This window comes from Flavobacterium sp. ARAG 55.4 (genome assembly GCF_051846875.1).
Lineage (GTDB): Bacteria > Bacteroidota > Bacteroidia > Flavobacteriales > Flavobacteriaceae > Flavobacterium > Flavobacterium plantiphilum.
On the sequence record NZ_JBPYCT010000001.1, the window covers coordinates 353,417 to 366,099 of the forward strand.

The 12,683-nt window shown below is 36.3% G+C and carries 7 protein-coding genes; all 7 read left to right on the forward strand.

Translation table 11 applies throughout. From position 1 onward, the window contains the following. The first annotated feature begins 67 nt into the window (after positions 1 to 67). The 7 genes from ACSV4D_RS01590 to ACSV4D_RS01620 all read left to right on the forward strand — a co-directional run bounded on the left by ACSV4D_RS01590 (position 68) and on the right by ACSV4D_RS01620 (position 12,672). Positions 68 to 916 carry a DUF4861 family protein gene (locus tag ACSV4D_RS01590; protein WP_408081073.1) on the forward strand — a complete coding sequence of 283 codons (849 nt, stop codon included), beginning with the start codon at positions 68 to 70 and terminating at the stop codon, positions 914 to 916. 171 nt (positions 917 to 1,087) lie between these two features. After that, a complete protein-coding gene (locus ACSV4D_RS01595; RefSeq protein ID WP_439226873.1) occupies positions 1,088 to 3,379 on the forward strand; it encodes a GH92 family glycosyl hydrolase in 2,292 nt (763 codons plus the stop codon). Positions 3,380 to 3,410: 31 nt separating this feature from the next. Continuing rightward, positions 3,411 to 4,397 carry a family 43 glycosylhydrolase gene (locus ACSV4D_RS01600; RefSeq protein WP_439226874.1) on the forward strand — a complete coding sequence of 329 codons (987 nt, stop codon included), beginning with the start codon at positions 3,411 to 3,413 and terminating at the stop codon, positions 4,395 to 4,397. A 26-nt stretch (positions 4,398 to 4,423) separates the two neighbouring features. Beyond that, the gene (locus ACSV4D_RS01605) at positions 4,424 to 6,658 is read left to right on the forward strand and encodes an alpha-N-acetylglucosaminidase (RefSeq protein ID WP_439226875.1); all 2,235 of its coding nucleotides are present in this window, start codon (positions 4,424 to 4,426) and stop codon (positions 6,656 to 6,658) included. 2 nt (positions 6,659 to 6,660) lie between these two features. Then, positions 6,661 to 7,803 (forward strand): acyltransferase family protein, encoded by a 1,143-nt coding sequence (locus ACSV4D_RS01610; RefSeq protein ID WP_408081077.1) that lies wholly within the window; start codon positions 6,661 to 6,663, stop codon positions 7,801 to 7,803. Positions 7,804 to 7,852: 49 nt separating this feature from the next. Continuing rightward, positions 7,853 to 10,816: a glycosyl hydrolase 115 family protein gene (locus ACSV4D_RS01615; protein ID WP_408081078.1), complete on the forward strand. Its 2,964-nt coding sequence runs from the start codon at positions 7,853 to 7,855 to the stop codon at positions 10,814 to 10,816. 20 nt (positions 10,817 to 10,836) lie between these two features. Then, positions 10,837 to 12,672, forward strand: a complete 1,836-nt coding sequence (locus ACSV4D_RS01620) for a metallophosphoesterase family protein (RefSeq protein ID WP_408081079.1) — start codon at positions 10,837 to 10,839, stop codon at positions 12,670 to 12,672. Positions 12,673 to 12,683 lie beyond the last annotated feature (11 nt).

Consider the following 12,683-nt stretch of genomic DNA (forward strand, 5'->3'; position numbering starts at 1 on the left):
ATTTCGGGCATTGTAGAAAGTTTACTTATTTTTACGAAAATTAAGTTTAATCTATAAAATCGAAATTATGAAATTATCATTTATGGCTGCTTTGCTGTTGGGAGGTATTTGTTTTGGGCAAAATAATACAGATGCAAGTTTGTATATGAAAGCCGATAAAATAAGTTACCTGACAGATATTGGTTCTGAATCAGGGGATTTATACAGTACAATTGGACATCACGGGCCGGCAGTTGAAAACGAATGGATGGCATTGCGAATCTATTTTAGTGATAAAGTAGCGATTGATGTTTACAATAAAGCAAAAAAAGGTCTGGAGTTGAAAGCAGCACATTGGTATCCTACGGCTGAACAACAAAAAGAAGGATGGGGAGCTGATTATTATAAAGTAGCTGCGACTGTTGGTTTAGGAGGTGTACGCCTTTGGGATGGAGAAAAAGTAGTGCCGTTGAATCCGGTAACGAATCGTTTGGCTCATGTAGGTAAAACAGAAAATACTTCTTATATGGAAATGATATCCAGGGGAGTGCCTTACAAAGGGAAAAAGGTTGATATTAAAGTTCGGGTAACTGTTTTTTCAGGAAAGAGAGAGGCTAAAGTGGAAGCTTTTAGTTTAAACGGAGAGAAAGTGCAGTTTGTAACGGGAGTAAATTATTTTAAAGGTTTTGAAACTAAAAAAGGAAAAAACTATATCGCAGTTTGGGGAACGCATCCTGAGGATGTAGCAGCTGAGGTAGTTGGAATTGGAGCAGCAATAAAATACAATCCAAAGGATTATGTGAAAAACACCGATGACGGAACACAGTATTTATTAATCTCTAAACCGGCTAAATATTTAACAACTGAAATTGTTTCGGCCAGTGCCAAAGAAAAAGAGATCAATGACTTAGATAAGTTAGAAGCTTACATAAAATAAAGCATACATACGGCGCTTGTTTTTTGTAAGATTTAAAATTTTGAAACACAAAAAAGAAGTGCACAGATGATTCATCCGTGTCATCTGTGCACTTTTTTTGTTCTTTTTTTTGAAAAAAGAGTGTGGTTTATTAAAAATAATTATCTAAACAGAATAATTAAAATAGTAATTATGACAAAGAGCCGGAATGTAATTTTTATTTGTTTAGCATTATTGACAGTCAGTCAGTCGCATACTCAAAACCATCAGTTTGTTGATCCAATGATTGGTTCGGAAGGTCTTGGAAATGTTTTCATTGGACCATCATGTCCTTACGGAATGATTAAACCGGGACCGGATAACGACTTAAATGCCAATAGTGGTTTTACTACTGATATGACAAAACCCATTTATGGTTTTAGCCAGGTGCATGTAAGCGGAACTGGTGGTGGAGCTAAATATGGAAATGTGTCAATAATGCCTATATCAGGTGATTTTGAAACAATCAAACAGGAATCGCTCCGTGAAAACGAAAAAGTAGCGTTGGGTTATTATGGTGCTTTATTGAAAAAATGGAATATTCAAACAGAAATAACCACTTCTGACAGAGCTGCTTTTTACAAATTTCTTTTTAATTCGAATGCTAAAAATGCCATTAAAATTGATTTAGGCAGGTATCTGGACGAGTCCATTATTCCTGATGGAAGAGAAGCGCAACAGTTTGTAGGTTCTCAGGTTGAAGTGATTTCGGATACTGAAGTTCGTGGACACACAAAAGTTCGTGGTGGTTGGAACAACGGGGGAACTTATACCGTTTATTTTTCAGCAGTTTTCGATCAGCCATTTACTTCTTTCTCAACCTGGAAAGGCTCAACGTTTTTTCCTAATGAAAAAAATCAGGTGGATAACGGCAAGAAAACCGGAGCGATGTTATTTTTCGAAAGTTTAGCTAATAAAACGCTGAATATGAAAATTGGAATTTCGTTTATCAGCAGTTTAAAAGCCAGAGAAAATATCGATAAAGAAATTCCGCATTGGGATTTTAATCAAGAGCTTGCCGAAACCCAACAAAAATGGGATAATTTATTGCAAAGAGTGGAGGTGGAAAAAGAAGCTTCGACAGAAAAGAAAACTATGTTTTACACCGGTTTGTATCATACCATGTTGATGCCGGTAGATCGTACAGGAGAAAATCCGCTTTGGGAAAATGATTCACCTTATTATGATGATTTTTATGCTATTTGGGATACCTACCGTTCTTCAAGTCCGCTCCTTACGCTTTTAGATCCTAAACGCGAAATTGATATTGTCAATGCGATGTTGCAAATCTACAAACGCGATGGTTATTTACCGGAAGCCAGAAGCGGAAATTCGAATGGACGTACTCAGGGTGGTTCAAATGCTGAGGTCGTTATTGCCGATGCATTTGTAAAAGGTTTGGAAGGCATCAATTATAAGTTAGGATTAGAAGCTATGATGAAAGATGCCTTATTTCCTCCTGGTGGGAATGAAGAAAAAGAAGGTCGTGGCGGATTAGTGGATTACAACCGTTTAGGATATGTTTCTACCGATTATGTGCGTTCCGGTAACCGGACTTTAGAATATTCGTATAATGATTATTGTCTGGCAATTGTAGCCAAAGGGACGAAACGAAAAGGGGAATACTGGCGTTTTATCAAGCAATCAGACAACTGGCAAAACCTATGGAGAGATATTGAAGACAATGGTTCCCGTGGATTTATCATGCCGAAAGATTCCAATAAAAAATGGGTGGACAGTATTCAGTGTGCTGCTACCAACGGAAAAATTTCTTATGTTCCCTACACGCCTTTGGCACAGGATTGGCCTAATTGTGTTTGCTGGTGGTGTGGTGTTTTCTACGAAGCCAGTTCTTGGGAATATTCCCTTTCCGTTCCTCATGATGTGGCCATGTTAATCAAAAAAACAGGAGGAAATGAAGCTTTCAAAAAACGTTTAAATACACTTTTTGACAAAGGATTTTATAATGTTGCCAATGAACCTTCGTTTTTGAGTCCGAATTTATACCACTGGATTGGTCGTCCTGATTTGAGTAACGACCGCATTCATCAAATTATTGATAAAAATTACAACAGTTCCAGAAACGGAATTCCAGGAAATGACGATTCAGGGGCCATGTCTTCCTGGCTGGCTTTTCATATGATGGGCTTGTATCCTAATGCAGGACAATCGTATTATTTGATTAATTCGCCTTATTTCAAACAAACGGTGATTCATCAGGAAAACGGAAAAGATTTCACCATCAAAGCGAAAAATCTTTCTGAGAAAAATAAATACATCAAATCGGTTTTGTTAAACGGAAAACCATTCGAAAATGCTTTTATCGAGCATAGTGATATTGTAAAAGGTGGTGTGTTAGAATTTGAAATGGCGGCAACTCCTTCTAAAACCTGGGGAACAAAACAAGTTCCGCCTTCAAAATCAGACGAAGTAATTGAAGAATAGTAATTTTTATTGATGATTAAAATAAGTAGTAATGAAGAATTTTAAACCAGGCATTTTTATTTTGCTGATGAGTATTTTGCTGATTTCTTGTAAGCAAGCAGCGAAGAAGGAAAATCTACAACAAAAACCAAGCATAGCAAATCCAGTTATACCAGGATATTTTGCTGATCCCTGTATTGTAAAAGAAGGGGATACCTTTTTTATTTATGCCACAATTGATCCTTGGGGTGGTGATGAACTGGCGGTATTTTCAACAAAGGATTTCTTGAAATTCGAACGCCATCATTTAAACTGGCCAACCAAAAAAGCCTGTACAAGCCCGAATTCTAAAGATTCAATGGTCTGGGCACCTTCGGTTAAAAAAGCAGCTAACGGAAAATATTATATGTATGTTTCTGTTGGAAGCGAAATTTGGGCTGGTGTGAGTGATGCTCCGTTAGGGCCATGGAAAAATGCCAAAGAAGACCAGTCGCCTTTGATTTCAGCAAAAGATTATCCTTTGGTACACAATATCGATGCCGATTGCTTTATTGATGAAGATGGTCAGGCTTATTTATATTGGGGTTCCGGATTTAATTGGGTAAATGGTACTTGTATGGCGGCCAAACTGAATTCGGATATGATTTCATTTGATGAAAAACCCAAAACAGTTACGCCAAAAGATTATTTTGAAGCTCCATACATGATTAAGCGTTTCGGGAAATACTATTTAATGTTTTCGTCAGGAAAAGCAATAGATGCCACTTACAAAGTAGGATATGCGGTAGGGAATTCTCCGTTGGGTCCATTTGAAACAGCAGCGAATAGTCCTATTCTGGAAACTACTGCGGATAGTACAACTTATGGACCGGGTCATCATTCGGTTTTTAATGAAAAAGGACAAGATTATATTTTGTACCATCGCATTTTTCCGCAAAAGGAAGAATATGTTTTACGCCAAATTTGTATTGATAGTTTGAATTTTGATACAAGTCACAACATACTAAAAATAAAACCAACTGGTATTTCCAGTTTCTGATTTTCTATAATATAATCTTAAAATAGATGAAAACCAATCTAAAATTAATCCTATTGTTTGTTGTTTTTGTTTTTGAAGCAGGAAACTGTAAATCGACAAAACCGGAAACAGAAATAGCTACTACTGCCAGCCAGCTCATTGCTCGTATTGTGCCGAATCATGCTTCGCAGTTTAGTGTCGAAATCGAATCTTCCAATAAAGAAGACTGGTTTGAAATTGTGTCTAAAGGAGATAAAATTCTCTTAAGAGGGAACAATGGGGTTTCAGTCGCTTCGGCTTTGTATTATTATCTAAATAATTTTACCAACAGCCAAATCACATGGAATGGGACCAATTTAAATTTGCCTAAAAAATTACCGGCAGTTCCTCAATTAATCCATAAAAAAACACCTTATGAATACCGTTATTATTTGAATTATTGCACTTTTAATTACAGCATGAGTTGGTGGGATTGGGAGCGTTGGGAAAAAGAAATCGACTGGATGGCTTTGCACGGAATCAATATGCCGCTGGCTATTACAGGAGAAGAATATATTTGGGATGAAGTTTATAAATCGTATGGTTTCACCGATGAAGATTTAAGTACCTTTTTCAGTGGACCAGCTTATTTCTCTTGGTTTTGGATGGGAAATTTGGACGGTTGGGGCGGACCTTTATCAAAAAACTGGAAAGACACGCACCGCGATTTGCAATTAAAAATTTTAAAAAGAGAACGTGAATTAGGAATGAAAACCGTGTTACCTGCTTTTACAGGTCACGTTCCAGCTTCTTTTAAAAAGTTTTTTCCAAATGCCAAATTAAAGCAAACCAACTGGGGTAATGATTTTGAGGATACGTACATCTTAGATTCTGATGATCCGTTATTTGCCGAAATTGGCAAGAAATTTTTAGAAAAACAATCTGAAGTTTACGGAACGGATCATTTGTATTCAGCAGATACTTTTAACGAAAATACACCACCGTCTAATGATCCTGCTTATCTTTCTGAATTGAGTAAGAAGATTTTCGAAGGCATGAAATCAGCCGATAAAGATGCGGTTTGGGTAATGCAGGGTTGGCTTTTTTACAGCCACAGAGAATTTTGGGAAGCGCCACAAATCAAAGGAATGCTGGATGCAGTTCCTGATGATCGTATGATTATTCTGGATTTGGCTACAGAAATTGAACCCGTTTGGAAACGTACCGAAGCTTTTTATGCTAAACAATGGATTTGGAATATGCTGCACAATTTTGGTGGAAATATTTCGATGTTTGGTCGAATAGAAACCGTAGCCAATGAGCCTGCAAAAGCTTTGAAAGATCCTAAATCAGGAAAATTAAAAGGAATTGGATTAACGATGGAAGCCATCGAACAAAATCCGGTTTTGTATGAGTTGATGACTGATAATACCTGGCGGGACACCCCAATAGAATTGAATTCCTGGTTGGATAAATATACTTTAAACCGCTACGGAAAATCAAATGCTGATATTTCAAAAGCCTGGGATATTTTGGTAAAAACAGTTTATAACGGACAAGTAATTCGTGATGGTGCGGAATCGATTATTGTTTCCCGTCCTACTTTTGAAGGCTATCGTCGTTGGGCGAGAACTAAATTAAATTATGAACCAAAAGATTTACTTCCGGCCTGGGATCTTTTTATAAAAGCCATTCCTGTTGCTCAAAAATCAGATGGTTTTCAATATGATTTGGTGGATGTGAGCAGACAAGTTTTGGCGAATTATGCTTTGCCTTTGCAGCAAGAAATAACAAAGGCGTATCAAAATAACGATAAAGTAGCATTTGATAAATACAGCAAGGAATTTTTAGAATTGATTGATGATATGGATTTGTTATTAGCCACACGTCAGGATTTCCTTTTAGGACCTTGGATTGCCGATGCAAGAAGTTGGGGAATTGATGAAAAAGAAAAAGCATTGTACGAGCAAAATGCTCGTGATTTGATTACGCTTTGGGGTGGAGCTGATAACAGATTGCACGAATACAGCAACCGTCAGTGGAGCGGACTGTTTACTGATTTTTACAAACCGCGTTGGCAACAATTTTTTACAGATGTAAAAGCCAATTGGGGAAAATTCAATCAGGATAATTTTGACGAAAAAATAAAAGAATGGGAGTGGAAATGGGTAACGGAGATAAAAGATTTTCCTGTAAAAGCTAAAGGAAATCCAAATGAGATTGCCAAAGCATTACATAAAAAATACCGATCCCGCATTATTCCCGTAACGGAACGAATGGCACCAATTAAATACGATTACTAAACATGAATGCAATTTCTAACCCAAATTCCAATCGTTTTTTGTCCCTTGATATGTTCAGGGGACTCACGATTTGTTTAATGATTGTGGTCAATACTCCGGGTACGGGAGCTCATTTCTATGACTATTTGACTCATGCGGAATGGTTCGGATTTACCTTAGCTGATTTGGTATTTCCTTCCTTTCTTTTTGCAATGGGAAATGCCATGAGTTTTTCGATGGGAAAAATGAAAGAAGCACCAGCAAATTTGTTTTGGAAAAAAGTAATTAAACGTAGCGTTATCATTTTTCTGTTGGGATTTTTAATGTACTGGTTTCCATTTTTCAGACAGGGTGTTGATGGTGTTTTGGAATTAAAACCATTTGCCGAAACCCGTATTATGGGGGTTTTACAACGTATTGCTTTGTGTTATTTTGTTACTGCAGTTATTTTTTACTATTTATCACAGAGAACAGCAATAATTTTATCGGCATTTTTTTTACTGGGATACTGGGCTATTTTATATTTATTTGGACAACCGGGAGCCGAATTAGAAATGGCTACCAATGCCGTAACTCGTTTTGATTTGTTTGTTTTAGGAGAAGGGCATATTTACAAGCGCGATAGCATTCCGTTTGATCCCGAAGGAATTTTAAGCACTTTGCCATCCATTGTCAATGTAGTAGCCGGTTTTATAGCCGGAACATTTATTCAACGAATTGGTAAAACATTTGAAGGGATAGCCAAATTATTAATTGTTGGTTTTCTTTTAATGGCTTTAGCCCGTTGGTGGGATTTGGTTTTGCCTATTTCTAAAAAATTGTGGACGGGTTCTTTTGTGTTGTATACTGTTGGAATTGATTTATCCATTATGGCTATTTTAATTTATTTTATCGAATTGAAACAGAAGCATTTTGGAGTAGAATTCACAACTATTTTTGGTAAAAATCCTTTGTTTATATACTTATTTTCAGAGTTGTTTTTTATCACTTTACGTCTCATTCCGGTAAATTCGGAGATGGATGTTTTCGAATGGGTGAGCGAACGTATTTTTCAGATGATATTTCCGGGAAGTTTTGGTGCTTTTGTCACTGCTATTGTATTTATGTTAGTTTGCTGGTCTTTAGGTTGGTGGTTGAATAAAAAACGCATTTACATTAAAATTTAATGAGGCTATTTCGATAGAGATAGTTCTGAAAGAATTAAAATATATAATTATGTTCAAAAATAAGTGTAATACCATTTTTCTGGTTTTGATTGTTCTTTTTGCCAACGCAATAAAGGCGCAAAATAGCAATTTTACTATTGTTTCAGGAAATCAAAAAGCGAGCATTTCAGTTGAAGATAAAGAACCAAAAGTAGTTCATATTGCTGCTAAAATATTGGCTGATGATGTTTTTTCGATTACCAATCAGCGATTGAATGTTTCGAAAAATAATACTCAAATAGCTATTATGGCGGGAACTATTGGACAAAGTAAATGGATTGATGCTTTAGTTTCGAAGCAAAAAATTACTATTACTGACGTAAAAGGAAAATTGGAAACTTATAAAATTCAAGTAGTCGAAAATCCAACTTTAGCAATAAAAAAAGCATTGGTAATTGTAGGGTCTGACAGAAGAGCAACTGCTTACGGCTTACTGGAAATTTCCAGAATGATGGGTGTTTCACCATGGGAATGGTGGGCTGATGTAACGCCTGATAAAAAAACGGATTTAGTTTTAAATATTGAAACTAAAGTTTATGGTTCGCCATCGGTAAAATACAGAGGGATTTTTCTAAACGATGAAGATTGGGGATTACAACCTTGGGCAGCTAAAACTTTCGAACCGGAAACAGGTGATATCGGACCTAAAACTTATGCGAAAGTTTTTGAATTATTGTTGCGTTTGAGAGCCAATACCATTTGGCCAGCCATGCACAAAAGCACCAAGGCTTTTTATTCGTTTCCAAAAAATAAAGAAGTTGCTGATGATTATGCTATTGTGGTAGGAACTTCGCATGCTGAACCGATGTTGAGTAACATTAATGCGGAGTGGAATCACAACACAATGGGGGAATATCGTTATGATACGAACTCAGGGGTAATCAAAGATTTTTTTAGAAAAAGAGCCAAAGAAACCGCTCCTTTTGAAAATATTTATACCGTAGGAATGCGTGGCGAACATGATTCACCGATGATTGTTGGTGAAGATGATTCAGATTCTCAGGTTAAATTACTGGAACAGCTAATTACCGACCAAAGAGCGATTTTGAAAAAAGCGACTGGAAAAGATGCTACTAAAATTCCGCAGACATTTATTCCGTACAAAGAAGTATTGGATTATTACCAAAAAGGATTGCAATTACCGGATGATGTACAATTGGTTTGGACCGATGATAATTACGGTTACATCCGTCAATTGAGTAACCCTAAAGAACAAAAACGCATTGGTGGTGCCGGAATTTATTACCATACTTCGTATTGGGGACGTCCGCATGATTATTTATGGCTGAATTCTACAAATCCGGTTTTGATGTGGGAAGAAATGTCAAAAGCATTCGAATTTCAATCCCGTGATTTATGGATTTTGAACTGTGGCGATATCAAACCACATGAATATAATATCGAATTGTTTCTGGATATGGCTTGGGATATGAACCCTTTTGATAAAAGCCAAAGCGTAAAAACGCACATGCAAAATTGGGCTTCGAGAGAATTTGGAACTCAAAATGCTATTAAAATAACTGATTTGTTTTTCGAATATTATCGTTTGGCGTTTGAACGTCGTCCTGAGTTTATGGCTTGGAATCAGGTAGAACCGGAAACCAAATCTAAACCAACAGCGTTGACTCAAATTCATTATGGTGATGAGGTTTCGAAAAGAATTGACGAATACCAAAAATTGATGGATAAGGTCGAAGAATTAAAAAACAGCATTCCTGAAAACAGAAAAAATGCGTTTTATGAATTGGTTGAATATCCGGTTATTGGTGCAGCAAGTCTCAATCATAAATGGTTGTATTCGTATAAAAATAAATTTGTAGCTGAACAGGGAAGAGGAAGTGCAGCATTTTTTGCAAAAAAATCAGCAGAAGCTTTTGAACGAATTCAAAAAGAAACCAATTATTTTAATAATGAATTGGCCGGTGGAAAATGGAAAAATATCATGAGTATGGCTCCGCGATATTTGCCAGTTTTTGATCAGACAACTGCCGTAACTGCCGTTTCAGGAACAAAGCCTGAGTTTAAATTGGCATTAGAGAGTTATGAAATGGAAGTCAATCACAGAACGGAGAATTCGTATGCCGATGTGTTGCCTGTTTTTAACGCTTACATAAAAAATCAATATTATATTGATGTGTTTATGAAAGGTGCTGGCGAAGTTTCGTGGGAAGCAAAACCAAAAGCCGATTGGATCAAAATTTCCGAAAAGAAAGGTGTTTTGGATAATAATAAAAACAGTCAGCAACGCATTTGGGTAAGTATCGACTGGACAAAAGTGCCAAAAGGAGAAAACCAAAAAGAAGCACCACTAGGGCATGATTACCAGTTGATTCCGCCCAGTTATAAAGTCAATTCGGCAATTGATTTTGTAAGCAAGGATACAATAATTACTATTGGGGTTTCGGTATTTAATCCTAAATATGAAGCTTTAGAAAACTTTAGAGGTTTTGTGGAAGACAAAGGATATGTATCTATTGACGCAGCAAATTATTCGAATAAAAAAGCAGGAAATGAAGCTCAATGGGAAACTTTTGAAGGTATTGGTTATGCTGGAAAAGTGAGTGTGGCTTTGCCAAGAACGGCTAATTCTGAAGTGGATTTAAAAAATATAAAAAATAACAGTCCGGTAATGGAATATGATTTTTATAGTTTTAATTTTGGTCAGGCCAATGTGAGAGTTCAGGCGATTCCAACTCATGCTTTTTATGAAGGAAAAGGAGTGCGATGTGCGGTTGCTATTGACGATGCGGAACCAGTGATTTTAGATTTTCAGACTTTTGGGAGAAGTGACGAATGGTTGCAAAATGTACTGAAAAATGCAGCTGTAAAATCAGCATCCCAAATTATCAATAAAGCAGGAAAGCATACCTTGAGAATCTGGATGGTGGATCCGGGAGTGATGATTGACCGCGTTTTAATTGATTTAGGTGGCTGGAAAGATTCCTATGCTTTTCCACCGGAAACGAAGATGTAAATTTGAAAATAATTTTAAGAATGAACTATTTTAAAAAAGGATTTGTTTGCGTAACTGCTGTTTTAGCTTTTGTTTCCTGCTCCTCAATTAAAAATGATAAAGTAAAACACACACAAATTGCCTTTTTATCCGATGTTCATTTATTGGATATTTATGGGACATTTTCCGATTCGGATTATAAAGGAATTCGAAATCCGGCAGATGGGAAATATACGTTATTACGTACGATGAAATCCCAGTTAGAATCGACACGCTTATTTAATGAAAATTACTTTGCGTTTATAGCTGCGCTGGATGATGTAGTCAGAAGAAATATTAAAACCGTCGCTCTTCCGGGAGATTTCAGCGATGACGGACAGCCGATAAACATTCGGGGATTAAAAAAGATTCTGAATGAATATTCGAATAAATATGGAATCCATTTTATAATCACTACCGGAAATCATGATGTAGCAAAGCCTTTTTTGACTGATGCCGGAAAAAAGGATTTTTTAGGTGAAGGAGGAAAAGAACAAGTGATTATGAGCAAAGCAGGAATGTATGTTCCAAAAAATGCTGATGAACTTCCTGTAGTAATTACAAAAGATATTGGGACAATGGGTTACGCCGAAGTTTTAGAAGAACTGGGTGATTTAGGTTTTTACCCGCAACAAAGTAATTTGTATTGGGAAACGCCTTTTACTTCCTATAATCCTGAGAATTATACATTCGAAAAAGCATTGGGACAATCCACAATCGAGAAGAGAAATTATGCTATTCCGCCTTACAATTCGCAAATTCCTGATTTGAGTTATTTGGTGGAAACGCAAAAAGACGTTTGGCTTTTAGCTATTGATGGGAATGTATATATTCCAAAAGAAGCGGCAAGAAATAATCCGGAAAATCCGGTTAATTATAATAGTCCCGGAGTAGGATACAATCAGGTTTTAACGCATAAAAAACATCTGATTGCCTGGGTTACTAAAGTAGTTCAGGAGGCTAAAAAGAGAGGGAAAACCTTAATCGCTTTTAGTCATTATCCGATGGTGGATTTTAATGATGATGCCACACCGATGATGAAAAAATTGTTTGGAGAAGACAAAATGCAATTGTATCGGGTGCCAAGTAATGAAGTGAGTGAACTTTTTGCGGAAGCGGGAGTACAACTTCATTTTGCTGGACATATGCACATTAATGACACGGGAGTTAGAAAATATAAAAACGGAAAAGGTATATTCAATATTCAGATTCCGTCATTAGCAGCTTATATTCCGGGTTATAAAATACTGACTATTCGCAATAGAAATAAGATGCAAATTGAGACCGTCGTGATTGATTCTGTTTCCGGTTTTAAAACCTTATTTCCTTTATACGAACAGGAATATGCATACTTGCAGCGTAATAAAAATTCTGAAATTTGGAATAAAGAAATCCTGAAATCTAAAAATTATCAGGAATTTGCCAATTGGCATCTTAAAGAATTAGTAAGAACACGTTTTCTGGATAAAGATTGGCCTGTAGCTTTTAAAAATTTTATGCTAAAGGCATCTGTTGATGATTTACTGGCTTTCGCCAAAGTGTCTCATTCGAAAAAAGAAAAGTACAGCTATGAAAAATGGACTGGTTTTGATATGATTTTTGATTATCATCGATTGCGTTCAGCTGATGAATTAGCAATAAAGGACATAGGAGAACAGAGAATTCGTCAGTATAAAATTATTATCGATTCGTTTATTGAGAATTATAACAGATTGTCAAATCCGTCAGCGAATGAAACTTCTTTTTTTGAGTTCTGTTCTATTTTTAAAAGTTCTTTAAATGGTGCGCCATCAGATAAATTTATTATAAATTTGAGGAGAAATACCATCCACAATTAAAAGTTGTCCAA

Excerpts from the sequence above, each read along its gene's own strand:
- ACSV4D_RS01590 (WP_408081073.1), top strand. The coding sequence starts at position 68 with ATGAAATTATCATTTATGGCTGCTTTGCTGTTGGGAGGTATTTGTTTT.
- ACSV4D_RS01595 (WP_439226873.1), top strand. The coding sequence starts at position 1,088 with ATGACAAAGAGCCGGAATGTAATTTTTATTTGTTTAGCATTATTGACA.
- ACSV4D_RS01600 (WP_439226874.1), top strand. The coding sequence starts at position 3,411 with ATGAAGAATTTTAAACCAGGCATTTTTATTTTGCTGATGAGTATTTTG.
- ACSV4D_RS01605 (WP_439226875.1), top strand. The coding sequence starts at position 4,424 with ATGAAAACCAATCTAAAATTAATCCTATTGTTTGTTGTTTTTGTTTTT.
- ACSV4D_RS01610 (WP_408081077.1), top strand. The coding sequence starts at position 6,661 with ATGAATGCAATTTCTAACCCAAATTCCAATCGTTTTTTGTCCCTTGAT.
- ACSV4D_RS01615 (WP_408081078.1), top strand. The coding sequence starts at position 7,853 with ATGTTCAAAAATAAGTGTAATACCATTTTTCTGGTTTTGATTGTTCTT.
- ACSV4D_RS01620 (WP_408081079.1), top strand. The coding sequence starts at position 10,837 with ATGAACTATTTTAAAAAAGGATTTGTTTGCGTAACTGCTGTTTTAGCT.